Here is a 26,138-nt window from a genome sequence, read left to right on the forward strand (position 1 = left end):
TGCGCAGCCAACACGTTCATCTCTTTAGATGGCTCCGCGGCGCCGGTGACGGATCGGGCTCCGCTTCGTTCCCCCGGACGGAGGTGTACGCCATGGTGGCTCCACCGGACAACGCCCCACCGGATAATGACGTCCTCTGGGCACGGTCCCTGCATTACTCGCACAGGGGGTCCCCCCGGACGAAGTCCGGGGAGGGCTCGCCCGGCATCATCGGTGTCTCGGTCAGCGTCCGCGAGGGTGAGGTCCTCGCCGTCACCGGCCCGCGCGGCTGCGGCAAGACGACGCTGCTGCGCTGCCTGTCGGCACAGCTCGTGGCCGACGAGGGCGAGGTCTGGTTCAACAGCGTGCCCGTGCACACCATGGGCGCGCTGGCCCGTGAGCGACTGCGCCGCGACCGGTTCGGCTGGATCGGCCCCGAGCCGCGGCTCCTGCCCGAACTGCGGGTCTGGGAGAACGCGGCGCTGCCGCTGCTGATCGCCGGGGCCGGGCACCGCGACGCCAAGCGGGTCGCCGACGAATGGCTGGACCGCCTCGACATCGGTGCCTTCGCCCGCAAGCGCCCCGACGCCCTGAACACCACCGAGGCCCAGCGGGTCGCGCTCGCCCGGGCCCTGGTCAACGCCCCCGCGGTGGTCTTCGCCGACGAGCCCACCGCCCCGCTGCACCGTGCCGAGTGCGCGCTGCTGCTGCGTACGCTCACCACCGCGGCCCGCTCGCACGGCATGACCGTGGTGCTCGCCACCCACGACCCCGACACCGCCGCGGTCGCCGACCGGCATCTGGCCCTGGTCGACGGCCGCCCGGCCGGGGCCGCCGGTACCCGGCCCACCGATACGGAAGGCCAGGCCGCGTGCTCGCTCTCCGCCTAGCCCGCGGCTCGCGGCCGCTCGTCCAGCTGCGCCGGCTGCTGGTCGCGGCCGCCACCGCGGGATCGGGGTTCCTGCTGCTGTACGTGCTCGGCGACGCCCTGGACGGTTCTGCCGGATCGTTCCCTCGCCTGCTGTGGGCGCTGGTCCCACTGGCCGCGACCGTGCAGTTGGCGGTCGCGGTGGCCCGTACGGATCCCGCGACCCGGCCCCGCGGGGGCATGGACGCGGTGGGGCTGGGACCCGTACGGCGGCAGCTGGTCGCGGCGGTGTCCACGGCCCTGTCCTGCACCCTGGGCAGCGCGCTCGCCCTCGCCGCGTTCCTGCACCTGCGCGGCGACCTGTCCGGACTTCCCTTCGACGGGGCGGGCGCCACGCTGCTCCACGCGGAGCAGCCGCTGCCGGTAGCGGGCGTCCTCACCCTGCTGGCCCTCGTGCCGCTGACCGCCTCGGCCGTCGTGGCGCTCGCCCTGCGTCCGCACCCGCCGCGCGCGCCGCAGGCCGAGCTGCCGTGGGGGATCACGCTGACCGCGTGCGGACTGGCCGTCGAGGCGTACGCAGGGCGCGGCACGGCCGGGATGCTCGCGGGCTGGTCGCTGACCGCGGTCGGGCTGGCCCTGGCCGGGCCGGGGCTGGCGTACCTGTGCGGGGCCCTGGTCCAGGCGGTCCGGCCGGGCGCGCTGCGACTGCTGGCGGGGCGGGCCCTGCAGGAGGAGGCCGGCCGGGTCGGCCGCCCGCTCGGCGTGCTGTGCGCGGTGGCGGCGGGCTGGCTCACCGTACCCGCCCTGCGCGCCGGCGGCGGGGCACCGCCCCCGCTCGGCCCGCTGACCGTCCCGGCCGCCGTCCTGGTGGCGCTGTGCGCGGCCGCGACCCTGCTGACCTCGGCGGTCGAGGCCCGCCAGGCCCGGTCCCCGGCCCGCGCGGCCCTGCTGGACCTCGGGACGCCCGGCAGGGTGCTGCGCACCGCGGCCACCTTGCGTGCCACGGCCCTGGTCGTCGTGTGCGCGCCGCTGAGCTGGGCCGTCGCCCAGCTGACGGCGGTCGCGCTGACCCGCTGACCCGCCCCGCGGGAGGCGGGTCGACGCGGCCCGGGAGGTTCCCGCGGCCCGCGCGGACTTCGGACAGGTCAATCGGGTCCACGAGGCAACGCGACAGCCCGTTCCTGCGTCTGGCAGAGGTACCGCACAACCTGCCAGACGTGAACGGAGCCCTCGGTGCTCATAGGCCTGCTTACCGCCATCGCGGCGTCCATCTGCTACGGCACGGGGTCCGTGCTGCAAGCCGTGGGCTCGCGCCGGGCCGCCCGCTCGACCCCGGCCGCCGCCGGGGTGACCCAGCACGGCGGGCCCAACCTGGCGTCGACCGCGAAGGCGGCGATGACCTGGGAGTTCATCGTCGGCACCATTCTCGACTTCGTGGGCTTCGGACTGGGCGCGCTGGCCGCGCGGCTGCTGCCGCTGTTCCTGTCCCAGACCGTCATCAGCGCGAACCTCGTCGTCACGGCGGTCCTGAGCGTGAAGATGCTCGGCATCAGGCTCACGCGCAAGGAGTGGGCGTCGATCGGCGTCGTCTGCGGAGCGCTGGTGCTGCTGGCCAGCGCCGCCGGCCACGAGGGCAGCGGTTCGACCCCGGTCTCCACGCACTGGTGGCTGCTGGCGGTCACCCTCGTGATCATCGTGGGCGGCACCGTCGCGGTCCGGCTGCTGGGCGCCCGCGCCGCGATCCTGGCCGGTCTGCTCTCGGGCCTCGGCTTCGGCGCGCTGGGCGTCGGCGTCCGCATCCTCGACGGCGTCGACCCGTTCGACCTGGGCACCCTCGTCTCCGACCCGGCCCTGTACGCCATCCTGGTGGCCGGCTTCGGCGGCATGTACCTGCACACGGTCGCCCTGCAGATCGGCTCGGTCAACGGCGCGACCGCCGCGCTGGTCGTCGGCGAGACGGTGCTGCCCGGCGCGATCGGCGTCCTGTGGCTGGGCGACGCCTCCCGCGCCGGCTTCGCGTGGCTGGCCGTCCTCGGCTTCGTCCTGGCGGTGGCGGGCGCGGTGGCCGTCGCCTGGTACGGCAAGCACGACGCCGCCGAGGAAGAGCAGACGCCGGCCCCGGTACCCGTCGGCTAGGCCGGCTCCGCGTCCGCCGGCAGCACGACGACCTGGTCCGGCGCGAAGCGGACCGCGACCGGGTCGCCGGCGTCCGGCGCCCGGGCGAGGTCGCACTCCGCCTCGATCGGCGGGCCGTCGGCCGGCCGCAGCGACAGGGTGACGTGGCCGCCCCGGAAGGTGCGGGCCTGCACCACGCAGTCCAGGCCCGAGGAGTCCAGCGTGACGCCCGCGGGGCGGACCAGGAGCCGGTGTTCGCCCTGCGGCGAGCCGGGCGGGACCGGGATCCGCCCCCACGGGGTGGTGGCGGCCGTCCCGGAGACGGTGGCGGGGACCACGTTCTCGAAGCCCAGGAACCGGGCCACGAACTCCGACGCCGGCCGCCGCCAGACCTCCAGCGGCGTGCCCGCCTGCGCGATGCGCCCGTCGCGCATCACCACCACCCGGTCGGCCAGTGCGAAGGCCTCGCCCTGGTCGTGGGTGACGGCCAGGACGGTCGTCCCGAGCCGGGAGAACAGCGCGCGCAGCTCGACGACGAGCCGTTCGCGCAGGCTCCGGTCGAGCTGGCCGAGCGGCTCGTCGAGCATCAGCAGCCGCGGCGAGGGGGCCAGCGCGCGGGCCAGCGCGACCCGCTGCTGTTCGCCCCCGGACAGGGAGGCGACGGGCCGGCGCTCGGCGCCCGGCAGGCCCACCAGCTCCAGCAGTCCGGCCACCTGGCTCTCCGACGCGCTCCGCGCGAGCCCCCGCATGCGCAGGCCGAACGCCACGTTGCGGCCGACGTCCCGGTGCGGGAAGAGCTGGTGGTCCTGGAACATCAGGCCCACGCCCCGCCGGTGCACGGGTACGGCGGCCTGGTCGGCGCCGCCGAGCAGCACCCGCCCGGACGCGACCGGCTGCAGGCCGGCGATCACCCGCAGGAGCGTGGACTTGCCGCTCCCGCTGGGCCCGAGCACGCACACGATCTCGTGCTCGGCGACGTCGAGCGAGACCGCTTCGACGACCGCCCGCTCGCCGAAGCGGACCGTCACCGCGTCCAGGGCCAGCAACGGCGTGGGACTCATCAGAACTCTCCCGAGGTCGTGGCGGGTCGCAGCCGCTCCAGCGCCAGCAGGGACACCGCGCACACCAGCATCAATATCGTGCTCAGGGCCATCGCCTGTCCGTAGTTGAGCTCCCCCGCCCGCCCCAGCAGCCGGGCGACGGCCACCGGCAGGGTGGGAGCGTCGGGCCGGGCGATGAAGACGGTCGCGCCGAACTCGCCGAGCGAGACCGCGAAGGCGAACCCGGCCGCGATCAGCAGCGCCCGCCGCACCAGCGGCAGGTCGACCTCCCGCCAGGCCCGCCACGGGGAGGCGCCGAGCACCGCCGCGGCCTCCCGCAGCCGGGCGTCCACGGCCCGCAGCACGGGCAGCATGGTCCGTACGACGAACGGCACGCCGACCAGGGCCTGGGCCAGCGGCACCAGGATCCACGAGGTCCGCAGGTCCAGCGGCGGCTCGTCCAGCGTGATCAGGAATCCGAAGCCGACGGTCACCGCCGACACGCCCAGCGGCAGCATCAGCAGCGCGTCGAAGCCGCGGACGAAGGGGCCCGCGATGGGGGTGCCCCCGCTCGAGCGAAGCCGAGAGTGGGGGAGTGTCAGGGCGGCGGCCGCGAGCCCGCCGATCAGCAGGGCGATCACGGTGGCGGCGAGGGCGTACCTCAGGGAGTTCCCGATCGCCTCCAGCGGCGGTACGAGGAAGGTCCCGCCGCCGGCGCCCGCGTCCCCCAGCGCCCGGTAGAAGCCGAGGCCGTAGCCGCCGGGGGTGTCGAAGGAGCGCTCGACGAGCACGGCCAGCGGCGCCACGATCAGCACCGCGATGGTCGCCAGCACCCCGCCGAGCAGGGTGCGCTGCGCCCAGCCGTGCGGCCGGTGGGCGGTCCGGGCGGGGTCCACCAGCCGCAGCGCCCGCTCGCGCCGGCGCACCGTCCAGGCGTGCACGGCGAGGATCGCGCCGATCGCCGCGAACTGCACCATCGTCAGCACGGCCGCCGTCGAGAGGTCCAGGAGCTGCGCGGTCTGCCGGTAGACCTCCACCTCGAGGGTGGCGTACGCGGGACCGCCCAGGATCAGTACGACGCCGAAGGAGCTGAAGGTGAAGAGGAACACCATCAACGAGGCGGCGGCGACCGACGGGGCCAGCGCGGGCAGCGTCACGCGCCGCCAGGCGGCGAACCGGCCGGCGCCCAGCACCCGCGCGGCCTCCTCCTGGCGCGGGTCGAGCTGCGCCCACAGGCCGCCGACCGTGCGGACGACCACGGCGTAGTTGAAGAAGACGTGCGCGAGGAGGATCGCCCACACGGTGGTGTCGAGGCGGACGCCCACCGTCTCGTCCAGCAGACCGCCGCGGCCGAGCAGGGCGAGGAAGGCGGAGCCCACCACCACGGTCGGCAGGACGAAGGGAACGGTCACCACGGCCCGCAGCACCTGCTTGCCGGGGAACTCGAAGCGCGCGAAGACGTAGGCGCCGGGAAGCGCGATCAGCAGGGTCAGCGCGGTGGAGACGAACGCCTGCCAGGTGGTGAACCACAGCACGTCGGCGATGTCGGGGCGGCCCAGCACCTCGCCGAAGCGGCCGAACTGCCATCCGGCGCCGGTCTTGAGGCCCCGCCCGACGATGGCCGCCACGGGGTAGGCGAAGAAGAGCGCGAAGAAGGCGAGGGGCAGCGCCAGCAGGGCGAGCCGTACGAGCGTCGCCCGGGTCCCCTCGCCCGGCGCGGCGCCGGGACGCGGCGCGGCGCCCCCCGGCGCCGCGCCCGTTCCCCCGCCCTTGCCACCGCCTACTTCACGACGGTCGAGGTCCATGCCTTGACCCACTGCTCACGGTTCTTGGCGATCGCTTCCGGAGTGACGGTCTCCGGCTTGTCGATGACCACACCGTGCCGGGTGAAGAGCTCCGGCAGCGCGGCGTCCGTCGTCACGGGGTTGACGAACATCTGCAGCGGCATGTCCTCCTGGAACTTCTTGCTGATCAGGAAGTCCACGAGCGCCTTGCCGCCCTCTTCGTTCTTGGCGCCCTTGAGCAGCCCCGCGAACTCGATCTGGCGGAAGCAGGTGCCGGTGGCGACGCCCGTCGGGGCCTCGGCCGGCCGGGGCTCGCCGTACAGCACCTCGACCGGCGGGCTGGAGGCGTAGGAGACGACCAGCGGACGGTCGCCCTTGGCCTTCTTGCCGCCCGCGGAGCCGGAGAAGCGCTCGTTGTAGGCCTGCTCCCAGCCGTCGACGACCTCGACGCCGTTGGCCTTCAGCTTGGCCCAGTAGTCCTTCCAGCCCTCCTCCCCGTACTTGCCGACGGAGGCGAGCAGGAAGCCGAGGCCGGGCGAGGAGGTCGCCGCGTTCTCGGTGACCAGCAGGTTCTTGTACTCGGGCTTGATCAGGTCGTCGAGGGTCTGCGGCGGGGCGATCTTCTTCTCGGCGAAGTACGCCTTGTCGTAGTTGACGCAGATGTCGCCGGAGTCGACCGGGGTGACCCGGTGCTCCTTGTCGAGCACGTACTCGGGCTTCACCCGGTCCAGGCCCTTGGCCTCGTACGGCGTGAAGATGCCGTTGTCGAGGGCGCGGCTGAGCAGGGTGTTGTCCACGCCGAAGAAGACGTCGCCGCGCGGCGAGCCCTTGGTGAGGATCTCCTGGTTGAGCGCGGCGCCCGCGTCACCGGACTTCAGCACCTTGACGGTGTAGCCGCTCTGCTGCTCGAACTCCTTGAGGACCGTGTCGGTCACGACGAAGGAGTCGTGCGAGACGAGCGTGATCGTCTTGGACTTCGGCGAGCCGCTCGCGGCCGTGCCCTTGTCCTTGGCGTCCCCGCCGCCGCACGCGGCGAGCGTGCTGACGCCCAGGGCCGCGGCGAGCGCGGCGCCCGCCATTCTCTTGGTGGTGCTCACTGGTGTATTCCTCCTGGGATGTCCAGGAGAAGACGCGGCCCTGCCCGGCGTCGGTGGAGCGGTCGCCGGGCAGGGCGCAACAGCATGAGTGGTGACCGAACTTCCTACCCCGAATGACCGGGGCGAGGTTCAGAGGGTCTGCGGATGACGGTTCCCGCACTCTCAGCGCTGTGGCGCTCCCCTGTCGGAATATGAAATTTGGTTCGGCCACAGGGTACCCCGTGGCCGAATCCCGCCGGACAGAAGCGGAAGCTAGCGCTCCGAGGCGGCCAGCTGGCCACAGGCGCCGTCGATCTCCTGGCCGCGGGTGTCCCGTACGGTCACGGGCACGCCGTGCCGGGCGATGGCCTCCACGAAAGCCCGCTCGTCCTCGGGCCGCGAGGCGGTCCACTTCGAGCCCGGCGTCGGGTTCAGCGGGATCAGGTTGACGTGGACACGCTTGCCCTTGAGCAGCTTGCCCAGCAGGTCGCCGCGCCAGGCCTGGTCGTTGATGTCGCGGATCAGGGCGTACTCGATGGAGATCCGGCGGCCGGACTTCTCGGCGTACTCCCAGGCCGCGTCGAGGACCTCGCGGACCTTCCAGCGGGTGTTCACCGGGACCAGGGTGTCGCGCAGCTCGTCGTCCGGGGCGTGCAGCGAGACCGCGAGGCGGCACTTGAAGCCCTCGTCGGCGAAGCGCAGCATCGCCGGGACCAGACCGACGGTGGAGACCGTGATGCCGCGCTGGGACAGGCCCAGACCATCGGGCTCGGGGTCGGTCAGGCGGCGGATGGCGCCGACGACCCGCTTGTAGTTGGCCAGCGGCTCGCCCATGCCCATGAAGACGATGTTGGACAGCCGCGCGGGTCCCCCGGGGACCTCGCCGTCGCGCAGGGCCCGCATGCCGTCGACGATCTGGTGCACGATCTCGGCGGTGGACAGGTTGCGGTCCAGGCCGGCCTGGCCGGTGGCGCAGAACGGGCAGTTCATGCCACAGCCGGCCTGCGAGGAGATGCACATGGTGACCCGGTCGGGGTAACGCATCAGGACCGACTCGACGAGCGTGCCGTCGTGCAGCTTCCACAGGGTCTTGCGGGTGGTGTCGTCGTCGCAGGAGATGTGCCGTACGACCGACATCAGGTCGGGCAGCAGCTCCTGCTGGAGCTTCTCGCGCGAGCCGGCCGGGATGTCGGTCCACTCGGCCGGGTCGTGCGCGTACCGCGCGAAGTAGTGCTGGGAGAGCTGCTTGGCCCGGAACGGCTTCTCCCCGATCGCGGCGACCGCCTCCCGGCGCTCGGCGGGGGTGAGGTCGGCCAGGTGCCGCGGGGGCTTCTTGGCTCCGCGAGGGGCGACGAAGGTGAGCTCTCCCGGTGCGGGGCGGGCCATGGCAGGTACTCCTCGTAAGACGAAAGGCGCGCCGCAGAAGCAGCGCGCCCTTCCAGGGTAACGGCTGGGACCCGCACGGGCCCCGGATCAGCCGGCGACCATGATCAACCGGTGCCGACGAAGGCCGCCAGCAGCAGCCACACCACCGGTGCCGTCGGCAGCAGGGAGTCCAGGCGGTCCATGATGCCCCCGTGGCCCGGGAGCAGGGTGCCCATGTCCTTGATGCCCAGGTCCCGCTTGATCATCGACTCGCCGAGGTCGCCGAGCGTGGCGCTCACCGCGACCGCGAGCCCCAGCAGCAGACCCTGCCACCAGCTGCCGCCGTCGACCAGGAACTCCATGCACAGCGCGCCGGCCGCCATGGCGAAGGCGACGGCGCCGAGCAGGCCCTCGCGGGTCTTCCCGGGGCTGATGCGCGGGGCGAGCTTGTGCTTGCCGAAGCGCCAGCCGACCGCGTACGCGCCGGTGTCGCTGACCACGGTGAGCACCAGGAAGGTGACCACCCGTTGCGGACCGTCGTCCGCGGTGAGCATCATCGCCACGAAGGTCGCCAGGAACGGCACGTAGAACGCGGCGAAGACACCGGCCGTGACGTCCTTGAGGTAGTCCTCCGGCGGTTCGGTCATCCGCCACACGAGCACCGCGAGCGCCGTGAGGGCCATGGCCACCCACGCGCCCTCGGCCCCGCGGACGTATCCGGCGATGACCATGGCCGCGCCACCGACCGCGAGCGGTACCAGCGGCGCCTTGATGCCCTTGCGTTCCTGGAGCCGGGACGTCAGCTCCCACAGGCCCACGACGACCGCGACGGCGACGACGCCGACGAAGACCGCCTTGACGATGAAGAGCGAAGCGAAGATGACCGCGCCGAGGCCGACGCCGACCCCTATGGCGGCGCGCAGGTCCCGCCCCGCCCGCTTCCTCTGCGGAGGCTGCGAGGAGGCCTGCGGGGCCTGCGATGGTGGCGTGGGCATGGGCTCCTGCGGCGGCATCTCGGCACGGACCGGGGGGCCGCCCGGAAGGGCAGCCCCCCGATCATAAGCCGGACCCGCGGCAACCGGCTCCGCGGCCCAGGGAGAGTCGTTCATCAGACCTCGAGGAGCTCGGCTTCCTTGTGCTTGAGCAGCTCGTCCACCTGCGCGACGTACTTCGCGGTGGTGTCGTCGAGCTCCTTCTCCGCGCGGCGCACCTCGTCCTCGCCCGTCTCCTTGTCCTTGACGAGCTTGTCGAGGGCGTCCTTCGCCTTGCGGCGCACGGAACGGATGGAGACCTTGGAGTCCTCGGCCTTGGTGCGCGCGACCTTGATGTAGTCGCGGCGGCGCTCCTCGGTGAGCTCCGGGAAGGTCACCCGGATGATGTTGCCGTCGTTGCTGGGGTTGACACCCAGGTCGGAGTCGCGGATGGCCTGCTCGATGTTGCGCAGCGCGCTCTTGTCGAACGGGGTCACCACGGCCATGCGCGGCTCGGGCACCGAGAAGGAGGCCAGCTGGTTGATGGGCGTGAGGGCACCGTAGTAGTCCGCCACGATCTTGTTGAACATCGCCGGGTGCGCACGGCCGGTGCGGATCGCGGCGAAGTCCTCCTTGGCGACCACGACGGCCTTCTCCATCTTCTCCTCGGCCTCGAGGAGGATTTCTTCGATCACCACGTGCTCCTGCATGTCAGATATGGATGGTTCAGGCGGGCGGCGCCGGCCTCGCGGCCGGCGGGACGCTCGGGGCGGCGCCCGGGCTCGGGGGCACTACGCCCGGGTGCCCTCGTCGCTCACGAGCGTGCCGATCTTCTCACCCTTGACCGCGCGGGCGATATTGCCCTCGGCGAGCAGCTCGAAGACCAGGATCGGCAGCTTGTTGTCGCGGCAGAGCGTGATGGCGGTGGCGTCGGCGACCTTGAGGTCGCGCGAGAGCACCTCGCCGTACTCCAGCGCGTCGAACTTGACGGCGTCCGGATTGGTCTTCGGGTCGGAGTCGTAGACCCCGTCCACGCCGTTCTTGCCCATGAGAAGCGCCTCGGCGTCGATCTCCAGGGCGCGCTGCGCGGCGGTGGTGTCGGTGGAGAAGTAGGGCATGCCCATACCGGCGCCGAAGATCACGACGCGGCCCTTCTCCAGGTGCCGCACGGCACGCAGCGGGATGTACGGTTCCGCGACCTGGCCCATGGTGATGGCGGTCTGGACGCGGGAGTCGATGCCTTCCTTCTCCAGGAAGTCCTGGAGGGCGAGGCAGTTCATGACGGTGCCGAGCATGCCCATGTAGTCGGACCGGGCACGGTCCATGCCGCGCTGCTGCAGCTCGGCGCCGCGGAAGAAGTTGCCGCCGCCGATGACGACCGCGATTTCCGCGCCGTCGCGGACCACGGCCGCGATCTCGCGGGCGATGGCGTGCACGACGTCGGGGTCGACACCCAGGCCGCCGCCGCCGGAGAAGGCCTCGCCGGACAGCTTCAGCATGAAGCGGCGGCCTGCCTTCTTGTCGTGGTCGCTCTTGTCGTCGGAAGCGGTGTGGGGGTCCACGCCCTGATTCATGGAGATCTCCTCGTGCACATACGAAGAAGGCCATTGCCGGTGGGTCCTTGCGGTTCCCTCTACGGCAATGGCCTCCTCGTCAGATCTGCGGTCGTCCTGCGCGAACGCGGACGACTGCCTCAGACCCTACCGGGGTCCGGGTGTCCGTCGCGTACGGACGGACTCAGATGCCGACCTTGATGCGGGTGAAGCGCTTCAGGGTGACACCGGCCTCGTCCAGGATCTGCTGGACGGACTTCTTGTTGTCCAGCGCGTACGGCTGGCCCAGCAGCGTGGCCTCCTTGAAGAAGCCGTTGACGCGACCCTCGACGATCTTCGGGAGCGCGGCCTCGGGCTTGCCCTCGGCGCGGGTGGTCTCCTCGGCGACGCGGCGCTCGGACTCGATGACCTCGGCCGGGACGTCCTCCTTGGAGAGGTACTTCGGCGCGAAGGCGGCGATGTGCTGCGCGATACCGCGAGCGACGTCGCTCTCCTTGTCGAACTCCACCAGGACACCGATCTGCGGCGGCAGGTCGGGGTTCGTGCGGTGCATGTAGGCGTGGACGAAGCCGTCCTTGTACTGCGCGAAGCGGTCGAGGACGATCTTCTCGCCGAGGTTGGCGTTGGCCTCGTCGACGAACGCCTGGACGGTCTTGCCGGCCTCGATCTCGGAGGAGAGCAGGGCCTCGATGTCCGCCGGGGAGGTGGCGGCCACGTGCTCGGCGATGGTGTTGGCGACGGCCTGGAACTTCTCGCCCTTGGCGACGAAGTCCGTCTCGCACTTCAGCTCGACCAGGACACCGGAGGTGGCGTCGGCGGCGATGACGGAGACGACGGCACCGTTCTCGGCGGACCGGCCCTCGCGCTTGGCGACGCCCTTCTGGCCCTTGATGCGCAGGGCCTCGACGGCCTTGTCGACGTTGCCCTCGGACTCGTCCAGAGCCTTCTTGCAGTCCATCATGCCGGCGCCGGTGAGCTCGCGGAGCTTCTTGACGTCAGCGGCGGTGTAGTTCGCCATGAGTCTGTGATTCTCTCTCGAAGTCGTAGATCTACGGGTGAACGGCGGGGGCCGGTGCGGTAGCACCGTCCCCCGTCGTCATCGTCCGCGCTGCGGGTGCCCGGCGGGTGAACGCCGGGCGCTCACAGTGGGTCAGGCCTGCTCGGCCTCGGCGGCCGGAGCCTCGGCGGCCGGCGCCTCGTCGGCCGCGGGGGCCTCGGCGGCCGGGGCCTCGGCGGCGGCGGCCGGAGCCTCGTCAGCCTTCTTCTCACCCTCGAGCAGGTCGCGCTCCCACTCGGCGAGCGGCTCGCCGGCGGCCTTGTCGCCCGGCTTCGAGTCACCGGTGGCGACACCGGAACGGGCGATGAGGCCCTCGGCGACGGCGTCGGCGATCACGCGGGTGAGCAGGGTGACGGAGCGGATCGCGTCGTCGTTGCCCGGGATCTTGTAGTCGACCTCGTCGGGGTCGCAGTTGGTGTCGAGGATCGCGACGACCGGGATGTGGAGCTTGCGCGCCTCACCGACGGCGATGTGCTCCTTCTTGGTGTCGACGATCCAGACGGCGCTCGGCACCTTCTGCATCTCGCGGATACCACCGAGGGTCTTCTCCAGCTTGGCCTTCTCGCGGGAGAGGACCAGGAGCTCCTTCTTGGTGAGGCCGGAGGCGGCCACGTCCTCGAAGTCGATCGCCTCGAGCTCCTTCAGACGCTGAAGGCGCTTGTAGACGGTGGAGAAGTTGGTGAGCATGCCGCCCAGCCAGCGCTGGTTGACGTAGGGCATGCCGACGCGGGTCGCCTGCTCGGCGATCGCCTCCTGCGCCTGCTTCTTGGTGCCGACGAACATGATGGAGCCGCCGTGCGCGACGGTCTCCTTGACGAACTCGTAGGCGCGGTCGATGTACGACAGCGACTGGAGCAGGTCGATGATGTAGATGCCGTTGCGCTCGGTGAAGATGAAGCGCTTCATCTTCGGGTTCCAGCGACGGGTCTGGTGACCGAAGTGGACGCCGCTTTCCAGCAGCTCCCGCATCGTGACGACGGCCATGGCCGTATCTCCTTGAATTCTCGGTTGCATCCTGACGCCCCGCCGCGTCCTGCCCCCGGGAAGGGGACCGAGGGACGCTGTCACCGTTGCCGCTGCGGGCCGGTGCTGGGGCGTGCGAAGTCGACCCGGTGACCCGGATCGCCACAAGAAGTGTACGGGACCCGGCGCCGTGCCGGATGACGCCTCCCCCGGACCCCCTCCGGGGTGCCCCCGATCCAGGGCGCCCCGGTTGTCCACAACGGCCCGGTCGTCCACAGGCGGGCCGGTGGCGGGGGCCCGCCGGGGGACCGTGGTGAACATGACGTTCTCGCTGCTCACCGTGCCCCTGGCCCTGCTGCTGGCCCTGCTGCCGGCCCCGTCCGTGCCGTACGTCCGACCCCTGCCGGCCCCGCTGCACGTGGTCCGCTGGTGGGATCCGCCGCCGGGGCCGTACGCGGCGGGTCACCGCGGGGTGGACCTCGCCGCGCCGCCGGGCGCGCGGATCCGCGCGGTCGGCCCGGGCCGGGTGCATTACGCCGGACAGGTGGCCGGCCGCGGCGTGCTGTCCCTCACCCTCCCGGGCGGGCTGCGCACGACGTACGAGCCGGTGCGGCCGCTGGTCGCGACCGGGGACGCCGTCACCGCCGGCCAGGTCGTGGCGGTCCTCGACGCGGGGACGCACTGCCCGGTCGCGTGTCTGCACTGGGGGCTGCTGGCGGGCGAGACCTACCTCAACCCGCTCGCCCTGCTCGGCCGCGCCGCGGTCCGGCTGCTGCCGCGGGGAGCGGGGTCAGCCCCGGACGCCGCGCAGGGCCATGGCGACGGCCACCTCGGTGACCTCGGCGGGGTCCTCCGCGGCGCCCAGCTCGATGCGCCGGACCGCGGCGTCCACCACGCCCTGGAGCAGCATGGCCGCCAGCCGGGGCTGGGCGTGGCCGAGCGCGCCGAGCGCCTCGACGATCATCGCCACCAGGCCGCCGTGGGCCGCGCGGATCTTCTCCCGCGCCCCGGCGTCCAGCTCGCTGGCGGAGATCGCCACCACGGCCCGGTGCCGCCGGTCCCCGACGAGGCCCAGCTGGCTGCGGACATAGGCCTCGATCTTCGCCTCGGGGGCCTGCTCGGCCTCCATCGCCGCCTCGATCTCGGCCGCCCACACGGGGAAGTCCACCGCGCACAGCTCTTCGACCACGGCCGCGCGCGAGCGGAAGTACTCGTAGACGGAGGACCGGGCCAGGCCGGTCCGCTCGGCGAGGGCGGGGAAGGTCAGCGCTTCCGTCCCGCCTTCGGACAGCAGGGAACGCGCGGCGTCCAGCAGGGCGGCGCGCTGCATCGTCCGGTGCTCGGCCACGGAGGCCGCTCGAATCCTTGGCACGGTTCCACTCTACGGAGGGGACGCAAGCTCACCGCCCGACATCCGCCAGCTTCGCCCGCAGTTGCAGCACGGACTTGGTGTGGATCTGGCTGACGCGGCTCTCGGTGACGCCCAGGACATGGCCGATCTCGGCGAGGGTCAGGCCCTCGTAGTAGTAGAGGGTGACCACGGTCTTCTCCCGCTCGGGGAGGGTGTTGATCGCCCGGGCCAGCAGTCTGCGCAGCTCACGGTCCTCGGCCACTTCCACGGGGTTGTCGGCTGCGGTGTCCTCCAGGGTGTCCATGAGCGAGAGGCGGTCGCCGCCCTCGCCGCCCACGTGCAGCAGCTCCTCCAGCGCGACCACGTTGGCGAGGGACAACTGGCTGAAAACGGAGTGGAGTTCCTCCACCGCGATGCCCATTTCGCCGGCGACCTCGGTCTCGCTCGGGGTGCGCCGCAGCTGCGCCTCCAAGGTGGCGTAGGCGCGCTCCACGGCCCGCGCCTTCTGCCGCACCGAGCGCGGGATCCAGTCCAGCGCGCGCAGCTCGTCGATCATCGCGCCGCGGATCCGGGTGATCGCGTACGTCTCGAACTTGATCGACCGCTCGATGTCGAACTTCTCGATGGCGTCGATCAGCCCGAAGACCCCGGAGGAGACGAAGTCGGCCTGCTCCACGTTGGGCGGCAGGCCGACGCTGACCCGGCCGGCGACGTACTTGACCAGCGGCGAGTAGTGCAGGATCAGCTGCTCCCGCAGCCGTTCGTCACCCGAGTCCTTGTACGAGCGCCACAGCGTGTCCAGGGACGAGGGCGCCGTGGACCTCTCGCTGCCGCGGGCAGCGGGGGGCACGGCAGCGCGGTCAGACCCTGAGGTGTGCTGGGGCATGCTTCGCCTTTGTCGGGGCCGGATTCCTTGGGAGCGTAGCGTGACGGAAGCGTCGCGGTGCGCGAAGAGGCGGTGCGCGCAGAGTACGGGATCGCACGGGGGCCCCGGAGCGGCTCACGTCGCGCGGGCGGCCCGGGACCGGCGCCTCGCGCCCGGTCCCGGCGGCTGGCACCAGGAGGACCGCATCTGTCATCGGCTTCACTCTTTCACCGGAACACCCCAGGTCAATGACCGCCTCGCCGGACGCCACCGGTTCGAGTGCCCCCGTCGGGCGGGTGCGGGGTCAACCGCCACTCCTCGCCCTGCCGTTCGACGAACCCCAGAGAGTGAAGTTCGTACAGTCTGCCGATGACCTCATCGGTTCCGGTGCCCGCGGCCAGTGCCACCTCCTCGGCGCGGGCGGGCCGCCCGGCGGGCAGGGCTTCGAGCACCCTGACCGCCGCCGGCGCCAACAGGTCCCGGGCCAGCACCGGTCCGCGCCGCACGGGCGCCAGCTCGCCCATGGCGCCGACCAGTTCGACGACGTCGGCGGCGTCGGTGACCAGCGTGCCGCCGCCGCGCAGCAGTTCGTGCACGCCGGCCGAGAGCGCGCTGGTGGCGGGGCCGGGCACACCCATGGTGAACCGGCCCAGCGCCTGGGCGCGGCGGGCGGTGACCAGCGAGCCGCTGCGCAGCGCGGCCTCGACGACCACGGTGCCGCGGGTGAGGGCGGCGATGACCCGGTTGCGCAGGACGAACCGGCTGCGGGTGGGATGGCTGCCCGGGGGCAGCTCCCCCAGGACCAGCCCCTGGCCGACGATCCGGCGCAGCAGCCCTGCGTGCCCGCGCGGGTACGCCACGTCCACCCCGCAGGCCAGCACGGCGGCCGTCGCCCCGCCCGCGGCCAGCGCCCCGCGGTGCGCGGCCCCGTCGACCCCGAAGGCACCCCCGGACAGCACGACCCAGCCGCGTTCGACGAGTCCGGCGGCCAGGGTCTGGGCCATGTGCGCGCCGTAGGGCGTGCAGGCCCGGGCCCCGACGACGGCGACCGAACTCAGGGCCCAGGCCCGCAGGTCGGGGCCGCCCCGCAGCCACAGCCCCACCGGCCGGGCGTCCCCGAGGTCGTCCAGCTGGCGGGGCCACTGCGGCGACCCGGGGCAGACGAACCGCCCGCCCAGCTCCTCGATCGTTGCGAGGTCGCGGTCCGGGTCCGCGAGCGCCGCCCGGCCGCGGTACCCGGCCAGCCGCTCCTGCCCCACCCCGGCCAGCGCCCGGCTCTCCTCCTCGGGCCCGGTGAGCAGCCGTATCACCTCGGCCGCCCCGAACTCCCGCAGCCAGCGCCCGCCGTGCTCGTCCCCGGGCTCCAGCACCCGGGTCAGCGCGGCCCTCGCCCGCAGGTCCTCCTGCCCGGTCATCGCACCGCCCCCGGGCCCAGCGGCACACCACGGGCGATACCGGTGCGCAGTTCCAGGGCGACGGCCATGTCGAGGGCGTCGGGGCGGCCCTTGCCGGCCAGGTCGGCGACGGTCCAGGCGACCCGCAGCACCCGGTCCAGGCCGCGCGCGGTGAGCAGGCCCCGCTCCAGGTCGCGTTCGGCCTGGTCGAGGGCGCCGGGCACGGGCTGGCGGCGGGTGCGCAGCTCGTGCCCGGGGACCTCGCTGTTGACGGTCCACGGTGTCCCGGCGAGCCGGGCCGCCGCCCGGGCCCTGGCCTCGGCGACCCGCCCGGCGACGGTGCTGCTGGCCTCGCCGCGCCCGCCCCGGCCCAGCAGGTCGGACCGGCCGACCGGTTCCACCTCCACCCGCAGGTCGACGCGGTCCATGAGAGGCCCGGAGAGCCGGCTCTGGTAGCGGCGGATCACCGACGGAGGGCATTCGCAGCCGGCCCCGAGCAGGGTGTGCCGCCCGCACGGGCAGGGGTTGGCGGCCAGCACCATCAGGAACCGCGCGGGCAGCCGGACCACCCCGGCGGCGCGGGCCACCACCACATGACCGGATTCCAGCGGCTGGCGCAGCGCGTCCAGGACACGCGTGCTGAACTCCGGGGCCTCGTCCAGGAAGAGCACGCCCTTGTGTGCCAGCGAGACCGCCCCGGGCCGGGGCACGCCCTGCCCGCCGCCGACCAGCGACTGCATGGTCGCCGAGTGGTGCGGGGCGCAGTACGGCGGCGCGCCGACCAGGGGCTCGCCGGGCGGCAGGATCCCGGCGACCGAGTGGACGGCGGTGACCTCCAGGGACTCCTGCCGGGTGAGCGGCGGCAGGATCCCCGGCAGCCGCTCGGCCAGCATCGTCTTGCCGGCGCCGGGCGGGCCGCTGAGGAAGAGGTGGTGGCCGCCGGCGGCCGCCACTTCCAGGGCCCGGCGGGCGAGCGGCTGCCCCGCCACGTCGGCGAGATCGGGCAGCCCCTCCGCGCCGCCCGGTCCCCCGCCCGCCGCCGCGGCGGCCCCGGCCGGCCCGCGGAGGAGGCCGGTGCCCAGCGCGGCCCCCGGCACGACCAGGCCCGCGAGCATCGGGTCCGGGCGCCCCGGCGGCTCGGGGGGCTCCTCGTCGGGGATCTCGGCGTCCGTCAGGACCGCGATCAGCTGGCGCAGGCTACGGATGCCCAGGACCGAGACCTGCGGGACCAGGGCGGCCTCCGCCGCGCAGCTCTGAGGGACGACCACCCTGCGGTAGCCGGCCTCCGCGGCCGCCAGGACCGCCGGGAGGACGCCCCGGACCGGGCGGGCCCGGCCGTCGAGACCGAGCTCGCCGATGAGGACCAGGTCGGAGATGGCGGCCACGTCGACGCGCTCGGCCGCGCCGAGGACGGCCGCCGCGACGGCCAGGTCGAACCCCGAACCGCATTTGGGGACCGACGCCGGGCTGAGGCCGACGGTGAGCTTCTTCTGCGGCCACTCCGCGCCGGAGTTGACCACCGCAGCCCGCACCCGGTCCCGGCTCTCGACCAGGGTCTTGTCCGGCAGGCCCACGAGGGTGAAGGCCGCCACCCCCGGTTCGAGGTCGGCCTGGACCTCCACCACCACGCCCTCGACGCCGACGAGCGCCACCGAGCACGTCCGCGCGAATCCCATCAGGCCACCCCCCTGAGGTGATCCACGACGGGCGCCCCGCGCCGAGGCAGGACCACCGCGACCAGGTCGATGCGCACACCGCCGGGCGGTGGTCCGCCGTGGTCGGCCAGCCACCTCTCGGCGAGCCGGCGCAGCCGCGCCGCCTTGCCCGCCCGGACCGCCGCCGCGGGATGCTCGAACGCGCCGGCCCGGCGCGTCTTGACCTCGCAGATCACCAGCGCGTCGCCGTCCCGCGCGACGATGTCGATCTCACCGCCCCGCCCGGACCGCCAGTTGCGCGCGATCACGGTCATCCCGGCCTCGGCCAGCCGCCGCGCGGCCAGCTCCTCGCCGTACTTCCCCAGTGCCCCTCGTGCGTCCATCCGGCACCACCTCCGGTACCGAATGTCCCGCGCCGCCCCCAGTCAGAAGGATCTTGGTGGACAACCGAGGCATTGTGGATAACTTCCTCAGCTGCCCGGGAGCTCCAGGTCGGTCTTGTTGAGCTCCTCGATGTTCACGTCCTTGAAGGTCAGCACGCGCACCTGCTTGACGAAGCGGGCCGGGCGGTACATGTCCCAGACCCACGCGTCCGCCATCGTGACCTCGAAGAACACCTCGCCCTGGACCGAGTGCACCTGCATCTCGTAGTCGTTGGTGAGGTAGAAACGGCGTTCCGTCTCGATCACGTACTTGAACAGCCCGACGACGTCGCGGTACTCCCGATAGAGCTTCAGCTCCATCTCGGTCTCGTACTTCTCGAGGTCCTCGGCGCTCATGGCATGTTCCCCTTCAGCCGTGCGTCCCCCTATTGTGCGCCAGGCTCACGCGCCCCTAAACGATTTCGGGATCCAGGATCACCGGCGCACCCGGAGGACCCTCGTCGAGCAGCTTGCGCAGCAGCTCGGCGAGTCTGGTCGGGTACACCGTCTCACGGGCCGCGAGAAGTTCCTCGGAGGTCCACCATCTGGCACCGGTGACGCTGCGCCGCTCCAGCTCGGTGAGGGCGGCCGGTGCGGTCGCGGTCTGGCTGGTGCGGGCCAGGAAGTACCACTCGTCCTGCTCCCAGCGCCGCCCGTCGAAGGGGAAGGAGCAGTAGCGGTGCCACAGCACCGGGCCGAGCTCCACCTGTGTGATCCCGGTCTCCTCGGCCAGCTCCCGCAGGGCGGCCTCCGCCCGGCTCTCGGTCCCCTCCAGGCCGCCGCCCGGGGTGAACCACCACTCCTGTGCGGGATCGGCCGGTTCGAACCCGTGCAGCAGCAGGATCCGGTCGTCCGGGTCCAGCAGGATCACCCGCGCCACGGCCCGCGGACCCGGATCACCCGCGGCGCCCGGATCACCCGCGGAGCCCGCGGAGCCCGGCGCGGCCGGGGTCCCGCCCTCAGCCGACACCGCCGGCTCCCGCCCGGCCGGTCCGCCCACGCCCCAGCAGGCGCGCGACGGGCCCGTACGCGGCCCCCGCCACCACCAGGAACGCGCCGATCAGGACCGCCGCCACCTGGAGCCGCAGCGGCCCCTGCCCGGAGACCCCGCCGGGCAGGGCCGCGTACGTGCCGGGGCGCTCCACCATCACCATCGACGGCCACGCGCGGGCGTCGACCCGGGCGCTGACCGCCTCCCGCGGCACCGTTCCCTGCCCGGCCTCCTGAAGGTGCGCCCGGGAGTCCAGCGAGGCCGACCGCCGGTCGCCCATCAGGAACAGGTTGCCCTCGGGAACGGTCACCTCGAACGGGGTCTCCGACGCCGCCTTCGAACGCTGCCCCGACCCGTCGGCCTTCACCGTGTCCAGGTAGGGCTCGTCGAGCTCCTTGCCGTTCACGGAGAGCTTGCCGCCCGCGCCGCAGCAGCGCACGGTGTCACCGCCGACGCCGACGACCCGCTTGAGCATCGGAGCGTTGCTCCACACCGCGTCGGTGAAGATCACCACGTCCCCGCGGCGGACCTCGCCGCCGTCGATGCGCTGGGCGAGCACCCGGTCCCCGGGCATCACCGTCGGCATCATCGAGTCGGTGGGCACGGTGTAGGGCCGGTAGACCAGCGCGCCCCACACGAAGCCGCCGAGGAAGAGCACAAAGCCGATGGCCACGGCGATCCCCGACAACACGTTGCCGAGGCCACCGCGGCCATTCCCGCTCCGTACGGTTCCCTGTGTGGACCGCTGTGTACCGCCCATAGCTGCGCGCCCCCGACTGAGGAGATCTCGACCTGGGCGGCACCCTACCCGGCGGTACGCTCCCTAGCCACGCCCGTCCCGAGCCACGGACCCCACGGTCAGCCGCCGCCGGCGCCACAGGACGAGCGGCACCGCGCCGACGAGTCCGAGCGCGGCCGGCGCGGCACCGAGCGCGGCCGCGGCCTTCTTGTCGTTGATGCCCGGCTGGTCGAAGGTGTCCGGGACCGGCAGCGTCGACCAGCGGGTGAGCGGCCACGCGACGACCACGGCGCGCCCGACGACCTTGTCGACCGGGACGAAGCCCTTGGTGGAGTCCTGCTGGTGGAAGCGGGAGTCCTGCGAGTTCTGCCGGTGGTCGCCCATCACCCAGATCTTGCCCTCGGGCACGGTGAGCGGCCCGAAGGGGAAGTCGTCGCAGGGGGTGTCGCCCGGGAAGATGTACGGCTCGTCGAGCTCCTTGCCGTTGACCTTGACCGGGCCGCCCTTCTTGCACTCCACCGTGTCCCCGCCGACCGCGATGACCCGCTTGATCAGGTCCTTCTCGTCGGCGGACGGCATCAGGCCGATCTTGCTGAGGACCTGCTGGACGAGGTTGGGCTGCGGGGTGGGCTCCCCCGACAGCCAGTTCGCCGGGTCGTGGAAGACCACGACCTCGCCGCGCTCGGGCTCGGAGCCGAACCACGGCGTCAGCTTGTCGACCAGCACCCGGTCACCGCGCTGCAGGGTGTTCTGCATGGAGTCCGACGGGATCGAGAACGCCTGGACCAGGAAGGTCTTGATCAGCAGGGCCAGCACCAGGGCGATGCCGATGAGGAGCGGCAGTTCCTTCCAGAAGGGGCGGTGCGGCTGCGCTTCGGCTGCGTCGTCCTCGCTCTTCTCCTCGACGGCCGGGTCCGGCTTCTCCTCGGGCTCATCGCGCTCGGACCGTGCGCCTACTGCCACATCCCCCACATCCACTCCTCAGTGTCATACGTTCGCGTCGCGGCCCGCACCGGTTCGGACACGGGCCCTCCCCTCCCTTAACGACCGGGAGTTCCCGAGGGCGCGGGAGACCGAGGACACACTATGCGAACGCCGGGCCCCCGCGGCCCCGGCGGCGCCCGCGCCGCGCACGATCGGGCACGTTGCGGAACGTCGCGGGTGTGTCGAGCGAGCTCCAGTGACCGTACGGCCAGGCGATGACGACGGCCCGGCCCACCACGTCCGGCACGGCGATGGTTCCCTGGCCGGCCTCGTCCAGGTGGTAGCGGGAATCGGCCGAGTTGGAACGGTGGTCGCCCATCACGAAGATCCGGTCCTCGGGCACCCGCACCTCGAAGCGGATCTCGGAGGGCGCGTTGCCGGGGTTCACGTACGGCTCGTCGAGCGGCGTGCCGTTGACGGTCACCCGCCCCTGGGCGTCGCAGCACGCGACGGTGTCGCCGCCGATGCCGATGACCCTCTTGATCAGGTCCTGCTCGTCGGCGGAGGGCAGCAGGCCGATGAAGGTCAGGACCTGCTTGACCTGCTTGACCACGACCGGATCGGGCTCGGGCCGGGCGGCCTCGCCCTGGAGCCAGCCGCCGGGGTCCTTGAAGACGACGACGTCACCGCGCTCGATCTCGGAGCCGAACCACGGGGTGAGCTTGTCGACCAGGACGCGGTCGCCGATCCGGATCGTCTGTTCCATCGAGCCGGAGGGGATGAAGAAGGCCTGGACGAGGAAGGTCTTCAGGACGAGCGCGATGCACAGCGCCACGACCACCAGCAGCGGCAGCTCGCCCGCCCGCCGGGTGCGGCGGCGCCGGCGCAGCCGGCGCATCTGCAGGCGCCGGTGGGCCCGGCCGCCCTCCAGGGTGACGAAGGAGGGTTCCGGCTCCCGCTCGCGTTTCTTCCCGCGGCTACCCACGACCACCGCCGGTCCGGTCCACCGCGCCCCAGCGCGAGACGGGCCAGCCGATCCAGTCGGCCCGCCCGATCACCTTGTCCACCGGCACCATCCCGCCCCCCGGCTCCCCGAGGTGGTCCCGCGAGTCCCGGGACTGGGAGCGGTGATCACCCATCACCCACAGGGTGCCCAGCGGGACGACGATGCGGAAGGGCACCTTCGACGGGGCGTCCCCGGGGTGGAGGTACGGCTCCGGCAGCGGGACCCCGTTGACGGCCAGGCGGCCGGCCGCGTCGCAGCACACCACGTCGTCGCCGCCCACGCCCACGACCCGCTTGACGAAGTCGCTGTCGGAGGGCTCGGCCAGACCCAGCGCCGAGACCGCGCCGCGCAGCGCCGCCCCGAGGCCGTCGCCCTCGGGGCGCTCGGGCACGAAGGACCCGGTGCCGTCGAAGACGACCACGTCACCGCGGGCCGGCGTGCTGCCGAAACGGTACGCCAGCTTGTTGACGAGCACCCGGTCGCCGACGGCCAGGGTCGGCTCCATCGACGTGCTCGGGATCTGGAACGGCTGCACCACGAAGTTGCTGAGCAGGAGCAGGAACGCGTTGCACGCGACGCCCAGCAGGGCCGTCCGCCGCCAGGTCAGCCGGAGGAACGCAGAACGCGGCCGCCCCTCCCCCTCGTCGGGAGAGGAGTGGCCGCGCTGCGGGTGAGGTGCTTCGGTGTCCATCGGGGGCGAGCCTATCCGGCCGTTCCGGGACACCGGAGGGAGCCTCAGTTGTCGCGCTTCTCCTTGATCTTCGCGGCCTTGCCGCGGAGCTCACGGAGGTAGTACAGCTTGGCGCGGCGGACGTCACCGCGGGTGACCAGCTCGATCTTCTCGAAGATCGGGGAGTTCACCGGGAAGGTGCGCTCCACACCGACGCTGAAGGAGACCTTGCGGACCGTGAAGGTCTCGGACACGCCGGAGCCCTGACGGCGGATGACGACGCCCTTGAACTGCTGGATACGGGAGCGGTTGCCCTCGATCACGCGGACGTGGACGTTGACGGTGTCACCGGGGCGGAAGGCCGGGACGTCCGTACGCAGGGAGGCGGCGTTGACGCCGTCCAGGAGAGAAGACATGTTCTCGTCTGCTTTCTTCGCACGACGCCACAGGTCGCCGGTGCGGGTTCTTCGTAGAGAGTTCGGGAGCCGTATCACCCGGCGGACGACGGTCCCCCTGTGGCAGGGGCGCTCGCGGGCGTACAGCAGCCGCCTATTCTTCCACGGCCTCGGCCCTGCGCCAAAATCGGCCGTCCGGGGCCGGTTCCCAGCCCAGGATGCTGAGCGTCTCGCGGTCCTTCTTGTCGAAGGCGGTGGCGGGGGTGCGCTCGACGAGGTCCGGCCGGTTCGCGACGGTACGGGCGAAGGCCTCGTCCCGCCGCCAGCGCGCGATCCTGCCGTGGTGGCCGCTGAGCAGCACCTCGGGGATGCCGCGCCCGCGCCACACGGGTGGCTTGGTGTAGACGGGCCCCTCCAGCAGGTTGGCCATCTCGCCGGGCGCGAAGGAGTCGTCGCGGTGCGACTCGGCGTTGCCGAGCACCCCGGGCAGCAGCCGGGCGACGGCCTCGGTGACGACCAGGACGGCCGCCTCGCCGCCGGCCAGTACGTAGTCGCCGATGGAGACCTCGTAGACCGGTATGCGGGTCGCGTACTCGTCCATGACACGGCGGTCGATGCCCTCGTAGCGCGCGGGCGTGAAGATCAGCCAGGGCTTCGCGGAGAGCTCGACGGCCAGCTCCTGGGTGAACGGCCGGCCGCTGGGGGTGGGGACGACCATGACAGGCCCGTGCGCGCCGGACTCGTAGCCGGCGGCGAGCGCGTCGTCCAGGCAGTCCCCCCAGGGCTCGGTCTTCATGACCATGCCCGGGCCGCCGCCGTACGGGGTGTCGTCGACGGTGTTGTGCCGGTCGTACGTCCACTCCCGCAGGTCGTGGACGTGCACGTCGAGCTGGCCGCGGGCGCGGGCCTTGCCGACGAGGGAGACGTTCAGCGGCTCCAGGTACTCGGGGAAGATCGTGACGACGTCGAGCCGCATCAGGAGGCGTCTTCCGCGTCGCGCGTGGAGACGATCTCGGCGCGGTCGTCGATGAGCCCGGGCGGCGGGTCGATGACGGCCCGCTGCTCCTCCAGGTCGATCTCGGTGACGATCTCCTCGACGAAGGGGATCATCACCTCGGTGCCGTCCGGCCGCTCGACGATGAACAGGTCCTGCGAGGGCAGGTGCGAGATCTCGGTGATCCGGCCGATCACGGTGCCGTCGGCGAGGACCACGTCCAGGTCCATCAGCTGGTGGTCGTAGAACTCGTCCGGGTCCTCGGGCAGCTCCGCCGGGTCCACGTCGGCGATCAGCAGGGTGTTGCGCAGCGCCTCGGCGGCGTTGCGGTCCTTGACTCCCGCGAAGCGCAGCAGCAGCCGGCCGCTGTGCACCCGGCCGGTCTCGACGGTCAGCGGTCCGGTCGAGGCGGGGTCGGTCTGCAGGACGGCGCCGGGGCTGAGCCGCAGCTCCGGCTCGTCGGTCCGCACCTCGACGGTGACCTCACCCTTGATGCCATGGGCGCGGCCGATCCGCGCGACTACCAGCTGCACGCTGTATCTCTCCTCTTCGAACGACGACGGGCCGGGGTGGGCACCAGCCCTCCCCGGCCCGTGCCGGTGTTCAACTTCTCAGCGGATCTGGTCCACGTCGACGAGGTCGACGCGGATCCCCCGGCCGCCGATGGCGCCCACGACGGTGCGCAGGGCACGCGCGGTGCGGCCGTTGCGGCCGATCACCTTGCCGAGGTCGTCGGGGTGCACCCGGACCTCGAGCACCTGCCCACGACGCAGGTTGCGCGAGGCGACCTGCACGTCGTCGGGGTTGTCCACAATGCCCTTCACGAGGTGCTCAAGAGCCTCCTCGAGCATGCTCAGGCCTCGGTCGACTCGGCGGCGGCCTCAGCCTCGTCCGCCTTCTTGTCGGCCTTCTTCGCCTTCTGGGTGATGGCCTCGCCCTTGGCGTCGCCACCCTCCAGCGCCTTCGCGAACTCGTCGAAGGAGCGACGCTTGTCCTCCTTCGTCGCCGGCTGCAGCAGCGGCGCCGGGGCCGGCAGGCCCTTGTGCTTCTGCCAGTCACCGGTGAGCTTCAGGATGGCGAGGACCGGCTCGGTCGGCTGGGCGCCGACGGACAGCCAGTACTGCGCGCGCTCCGAGTCGACCTCGATGCGCGACGGGTTGTACGTGGGGTGGTACAGACCGATCTCCTCGATCGCACGACCATCGCGGCGGGTGCGCGAGTCGGCGACGACGATGCGGTAGTGCGGCTGGCGAATCTTGCCGAGGCGCTTGAGCTTGATCTTGACTGCCACTGGAGTGGTGTCTCCTGAACTTGACGTGGTTGGGCACATGAGATGCCACGTGGGGTTGCGGTACTCGGGTGCCCGATGGACGCGTCAGCCGGAGGAGAGAGGGGTCCTATGCGACTGTCGAGTACAGCTAGTCATTGTGCCACATGCCCGCGCCGCGTCAGGACGCGGCCGCTCCCACCGCCACTTCCGGGATACGGAACGGCTTGCCGCAGCCCCCGCACACGATCGGCGCCTGGGCCAGCACCGACGGCACCACCCGGACGTTGCGCCCGCAGTCGCAGACCGCCTTCACCCGGACCCCGCCCCCGGAGGACCCGTGCCGGGCGGCCGGACCCCGGAAGCTGCGCTTGGTGTCCGCGGCGGTGGCCACCATGTGCGCCTTCAGCGCGCGCTGGAGCCGCTCCATGGTCGGCCGGTAGCGCTTCTTCGCCTCGGGGTTGAGCGAGACCAGCGAGAAGCCGCTGCTGGCGTGCGGCTCGTCGGAGTGGTCCAGGCCCATCTCCTCGGCGATCGCCAGGAAACGGCGGTTGTGGTAGCGGCCGGGGGGGGGGGGGGGGGGGGGGCCCCCCCCCCCCCGCCCCCGGGGGGGGGGCGGGGGGCCCCCCCCCCCCGCGCGCCCCCCGCGCCCCCCCCCCCCCCCGCCCCGCACCCACACCGCCGGGCGGGCCGG

28 protein-coding genes and 2 pseudogenes are annotated in these 26,138 nt (G+C 72.6%); 4 read left to right on the plus strand and 26 right to left on the minus strand.

Features of this window, described 5'->3' with window-relative positions; translation table 11 throughout:
- The first annotated feature begins 92 nt into the window (after positions 1-92).
- The 3 genes from ACZ6KO_RS29910 to ACZ6KO_RS29920 all read left to right on the plus strand — a co-directional run bounded on the left by ACZ6KO_RS29910 (position 93) and on the right by ACZ6KO_RS29920 (position 2,983).
- On the plus strand, positions 93-869 hold the full coding sequence (locus ACZ6KO_RS29910) for an ABC transporter ATP-binding protein (RefSeq protein WP_469307129.1): 777 nt from the start codon (positions 93-95) through the stop codon (positions 867-869).
- The gene (locus ACZ6KO_RS29915; RefSeq protein ID WP_469307130.1) at positions 851-1,924 is read left to right on the plus strand and encodes a hypothetical protein; all 1,074 of its coding nucleotides are present in this window, start codon (positions 851-853) and stop codon (positions 1,922-1,924) included. The genes ACZ6KO_RS29910 and ACZ6KO_RS29915 overlap by 19 nt, the downstream gene beginning before the upstream one ends.
- Before the next feature lie 156 nt (positions 1,925-2,080).
- Entirely contained in the window at positions 2,081-2,983 is a 903-nt protein-coding gene (locus tag ACZ6KO_RS29920) for a hypothetical protein (protein ID WP_469307131.1), read from the plus strand.
- Here ACZ6KO_RS29920 and ACZ6KO_RS29925 read toward each other — a convergent pair.
- The 9 genes from ACZ6KO_RS29925 to rpsB all read right to left on the minus strand — a co-directional run bounded on the left by ACZ6KO_RS29925 (position 2,980) and on the right by rpsB (position 12,792).
- Complete coding sequence (locus ACZ6KO_RS29925) at positions 2,980-4,023, minus strand: ABC transporter ATP-binding protein (protein ID WP_469307132.1); 1,044 nt, start codon at positions 4,021-4,023, stop codon at positions 2,980-2,982. The genes ACZ6KO_RS29920 and ACZ6KO_RS29925 overlap by 4 nt on opposite strands.
- Positions 4,023-5,675 carry an ABC transporter permease gene (locus ACZ6KO_RS29930; RefSeq protein WP_469307186.1) on the minus strand — a complete coding sequence of 551 codons (1,653 nt, stop codon included), beginning with the start codon at positions 5,673-5,675 and terminating at the stop codon, positions 4,023-4,025. The genes ACZ6KO_RS29925 and ACZ6KO_RS29930 overlap by 1 nt, the downstream gene beginning before the upstream one ends.
- A gap of 107 nt (positions 5,676-5,782) precedes the next feature.
- Entirely contained in the window at positions 5,783-6,883 is a 1,101-nt protein-coding gene (locus ACZ6KO_RS29935; RefSeq protein WP_469307133.1) for a thiamine ABC transporter substrate-binding protein, read from the minus strand.
- A 252-nt stretch (positions 6,884-7,135) separates the two neighbouring features.
- Positions 7,136-8,248, minus strand: coding sequence for a dual-specificity RNA methyltransferase RlmN (gene rlmN / locus ACZ6KO_RS29940; protein ID WP_401454378.1), 1,113 nt, complete (start codon positions 8,246-8,248; stop codon positions 7,136-7,138).
- A 104-nt stretch (positions 8,249-8,352) separates the two neighbouring features.
- Positions 8,353-9,336 carry a phosphatidate cytidylyltransferase gene (locus ACZ6KO_RS29945; RefSeq protein ID WP_469307134.1) on the minus strand — a complete coding sequence of 328 codons (984 nt, stop codon included), beginning with the start codon at positions 9,334-9,336 and terminating at the stop codon, positions 8,353-8,355.
- Positions 9,336-9,893 (minus strand): ribosome recycling factor, encoded by a 558-nt coding sequence (gene frr, locus ACZ6KO_RS29950; RefSeq protein WP_401454424.1) that lies wholly within the window; start codon positions 9,891-9,893, stop codon positions 9,336-9,338. The genes ACZ6KO_RS29945 and frr overlap by 1 nt, the downstream gene beginning before the upstream one ends.
- A 96-nt stretch (positions 9,894-9,989) precedes the next feature.
- On the minus strand, positions 9,990-10,772 hold the full coding sequence (gene pyrH / locus ACZ6KO_RS29955) for a UMP kinase (protein ID WP_401454380.1): 783 nt from the start codon (positions 10,770-10,772) through the stop codon (positions 9,990-9,992).
- A 163-nt stretch (positions 10,773-10,935) separates the two neighbouring features.
- Entirely contained in the window at positions 10,936-11,769 is an 834-nt protein-coding gene (gene tsf, locus ACZ6KO_RS29960) for a translation elongation factor Ts (protein ID WP_469307135.1), read from the minus strand.
- A gap of 132 nt (positions 11,770-11,901) precedes the next feature.
- Positions 11,902-12,792: a 30S ribosomal protein S2 gene (gene rpsB, locus ACZ6KO_RS29965; RefSeq protein ID WP_469307136.1), complete on the minus strand. Its 891-nt coding sequence runs from the start codon at positions 12,790-12,792 to the stop codon at positions 11,902-11,904.
- A gap of 298 nt (positions 12,793-13,090) precedes the next feature.
- On the opposite strand from rpsB, the pseudogene ACZ6KO_RS29970 reads away from it, so the two are divergent.
- Positions 13,091-13,450, plus strand: a pseudogene (locus tag ACZ6KO_RS29970) (peptidoglycan DD-metalloendopeptidase family protein); the annotation flags it as partial.
- A gap of 111 nt (positions 13,451-13,561) precedes the next feature.
- Here ACZ6KO_RS29970 and ACZ6KO_RS29975 read toward each other — a convergent pair.
- The 17 genes and pseudogenes from ACZ6KO_RS29975 to ACZ6KO_RS30055 form a co-directional block, all read right to left on the minus strand.
- On the minus strand, positions 13,562-14,101 hold the full coding sequence (locus tag ACZ6KO_RS29975) for a TetR/AcrR family transcriptional regulator (RefSeq protein ID WP_469307187.1): 540 nt from the start codon (positions 14,099-14,101) through the stop codon (positions 13,562-13,564).
- Between the two features lie 70 nt (positions 14,102-14,171).
- Entirely contained in the window at positions 14,172-15,008 is an 837-nt protein-coding gene (whiG, locus tag ACZ6KO_RS29980; protein WP_469307137.1) for an RNA polymerase sigma factor WhiG, read from the minus strand.
- A 224-nt stretch (positions 15,009-15,232) separates the two neighbouring features.
- Entirely contained in the window at positions 15,233-16,402 is a 1,170-nt protein-coding gene (gene dprA / locus ACZ6KO_RS29985; RefSeq protein ID WP_469307138.1) for a DNA-processing protein DprA, read from the minus strand.
- Complete coding sequence (locus ACZ6KO_RS29990) at positions 16,399-18,057, minus strand: YifB family Mg chelatase-like AAA ATPase (protein WP_469307139.1); 1,659 nt, start codon at positions 18,055-18,057, stop codon at positions 16,399-16,401. The genes dprA and ACZ6KO_RS29990 overlap by 4 nt, the downstream gene beginning before the upstream one ends.
- Positions 18,057-18,419, minus strand: coding sequence for a YraN family protein (locus tag ACZ6KO_RS29995; RefSeq protein WP_469307140.1), 363 nt, complete (start codon positions 18,417-18,419; stop codon positions 18,057-18,059). Before ACZ6KO_RS29995 ends, ACZ6KO_RS29990 begins: the two co-directional genes overlap by 1 nt.
- 87 nt (positions 18,420-18,506) lie before the next feature.
- Positions 18,507-18,815 carry a DUF2469 domain-containing protein gene (locus ACZ6KO_RS30000; RefSeq protein ID WP_179178094.1) on the minus strand — a complete coding sequence of 103 codons (309 nt, stop codon included), beginning with the start codon at positions 18,813-18,815 and terminating at the stop codon, positions 18,507-18,509.
- Positions 18,816-18,870: 55 nt separating this feature from the next.
- A complete protein-coding gene (locus ACZ6KO_RS30005) occupies positions 18,871-19,428 on the minus strand; it encodes an NUDIX hydrolase (RefSeq protein WP_469307141.1) in 558 nt (185 codons plus the stop codon).
- Complete coding sequence (gene lepB, locus ACZ6KO_RS30010; protein ID WP_469307142.1) at positions 19,418-20,209, minus strand: signal peptidase I; 792 nt, start codon at positions 20,207-20,209, stop codon at positions 19,418-19,420. The genes ACZ6KO_RS30005 and lepB (ACZ6KO_RS30010) overlap by 11 nt, the downstream gene beginning before the upstream one ends.
- Before the next feature lie 63 nt (positions 20,210-20,272).
- A complete protein-coding gene (gene lepB, locus ACZ6KO_RS30015) occupies positions 20,273-21,160 on the minus strand; it encodes a signal peptidase I (protein WP_469307143.1) in 888 nt (295 codons plus the stop codon).
- A gap of 112 nt (positions 21,161-21,272) precedes the next feature.
- On the minus strand, positions 21,273-22,097 hold the full coding sequence (lepB, locus tag ACZ6KO_RS30020) for a signal peptidase I (protein WP_469307144.1): 825 nt from the start codon (positions 22,095-22,097) through the stop codon (positions 21,273-21,275).
- Positions 22,090-22,809 (minus strand): signal peptidase I, encoded by a 720-nt coding sequence (lepB, locus tag ACZ6KO_RS30025; protein WP_469307145.1) that lies wholly within the window; start codon positions 22,807-22,809, stop codon positions 22,090-22,092. Before lepB (ACZ6KO_RS30025) ends, lepB (ACZ6KO_RS30020) begins: the two co-directional genes overlap by 8 nt.
- 44 nt (positions 22,810-22,853) lie before the next feature.
- Positions 22,854-23,204, minus strand: coding sequence for a 50S ribosomal protein L19 (rplS, locus tag ACZ6KO_RS30030; protein ID WP_401454395.1), 351 nt, complete (start codon positions 23,202-23,204; stop codon positions 22,854-22,856).
- Between the two features lie 133 nt (positions 23,205-23,337).
- A complete protein-coding gene (gene trmD / locus ACZ6KO_RS30035) occupies positions 23,338-24,159 on the minus strand; it encodes a tRNA (guanosine(37)-N1)-methyltransferase TrmD (RefSeq protein WP_469307146.1) in 822 nt (273 codons plus the stop codon).
- Entirely contained in the window at positions 24,159-24,710 is a 552-nt protein-coding gene (gene rimM / locus ACZ6KO_RS30040) for a ribosome maturation factor RimM (RefSeq protein ID WP_469307147.1), read from the minus strand. The genes trmD and rimM overlap by 1 nt, the downstream gene beginning before the upstream one ends.
- A gap of 78 nt (positions 24,711-24,788) precedes the next feature.
- Positions 24,789-25,028, minus strand: a complete 240-nt coding sequence (locus ACZ6KO_RS30045) for an RNA-binding protein (RefSeq protein ID WP_201880709.1) — start codon at positions 25,026-25,028, stop codon at positions 24,789-24,791.
- A 2-nt stretch (positions 25,029-25,030) separates the two neighbouring features.
- Positions 25,031-25,468: a 30S ribosomal protein S16 gene (rpsP, locus tag ACZ6KO_RS30050; RefSeq protein ID WP_401454400.1), complete on the minus strand. Its 438-nt coding sequence runs from the start codon at positions 25,466-25,468 to the stop codon at positions 25,031-25,033.
- Positions 25,469-25,625: 157 nt separating this feature from the next.
- Positions 25,626-26,009 (minus strand): annotated as a pseudogene (locus tag ACZ6KO_RS30055) (hypothetical protein); the annotation flags it as partial.
- Between the last annotated feature and the right edge of the window lie 129 nt (positions 26,010-26,138).

The sequence above is a fragment of the Streptomyces sp. NPDC042102 genome (assembly GCF_055582305.1).

Coding starts and splice junctions, on each gene's coding strand:
- ACZ6KO_RS30045 (WP_201880709.1), bottom strand. CDS start 25,028: ATGCTCGAGGAGGCTCTTGAGCACCTCGTGAAGGGCATTGTGGACAAC.
- pyrH (WP_401454380.1), bottom strand. CDS start 10,772: ATGAATCAGGGCGTGGACCCCCACACCGCTTCCGACGACAAGAGCGAC.
- rplS (WP_401454395.1), bottom strand. CDS start 23,204: ATGTCTTCTCTCCTGGACGGCGTCAACGCCGCCTCCCTGCGTACGGAC.
- ACZ6KO_RS29975 (WP_469307187.1), bottom strand. CDS start 14,101: ATGCAGCGCGCCGCCCTGCTGGACGCCGCGCGTTCCCTGCTGTCCGAA.
- ACZ6KO_RS29990 (WP_469307139.1), bottom strand. CDS start 18,057: ATGGGATTCGCGCGGACGTGCTCGGTGGCGCTCGTCGGCGTCGAGGGC.
- ACZ6KO_RS30000 (WP_179178094.1), bottom strand. CDS start 18,815: ATGAGCGCCGAGGACCTCGAGAAGTACGAGACCGAGATGGAGCTGAAG.
- ACZ6KO_RS29925 (WP_469307132.1), bottom strand. CDS start 4,023: ATGAGTCCCACGCCGTTGCTGGCCCTGGACGCGGTGACGGTCCGCTTC.
- whiG (WP_469307137.1), bottom strand. CDS start 15,008: ATGCCCCAGCACACCTCAGGGTCTGACCGCGCTGCCGTGCCCCCCGCT.
- trmD (WP_469307146.1), bottom strand. CDS start 24,159: ATGCGGCTCGACGTCGTCACGATCTTCCCCGAGTACCTGGAGCCGCTG.
- lepB (WP_469307145.1), bottom strand. CDS start 22,809: ATGGACACCGAAGCACCTCACCCGCAGCGCGGCCACTCCTCTCCCGAC.
- rlmN (WP_401454378.1), bottom strand. CDS start 8,248: ATGGCCCGCCCCGCACCGGGAGAGCTCACCTTCGTCGCCCCTCGCGGA.
- ACZ6KO_RS29910 (WP_469307129.1), top strand. CDS start 93: ATGGTGGCTCCACCGGACAACGCCCCACCGGATAATGACGTCCTCTGG.
- ACZ6KO_RS29995 (WP_469307140.1), bottom strand. CDS start 18,419: ATGGACGCACGAGGGGCACTGGGGAAGTACGGCGAGGAGCTGGCCGCG.
- rpsB (WP_469307136.1), bottom strand. CDS start 12,792: ATGGCCGTCGTCACGATGCGGGAGCTGCTGGAAAGCGGCGTCCACTTC.
- ACZ6KO_RS29945 (WP_469307134.1), bottom strand. CDS start 9,336: ATGAACGACTCTCCCTGGGCCGCGGAGCCGGTTGCCGCGGGTCCGGCT.
- lepB (WP_469307142.1), bottom strand. CDS start 20,209: ATGGGCGGTACACAGCGGTCCACACAGGGAACCGTACGGAGCGGGAAT.
- dprA (WP_469307138.1), bottom strand. CDS start 16,402: ATGACCGGGCAGGAGGACCTGCGGGCGAGGGCCGCGCTGACCCGGGTG.
- tsf (WP_469307135.1), bottom strand. CDS start 11,769: ATGGCGAACTACACCGCCGCTGACGTCAAGAAGCTCCGCGAGCTCACC.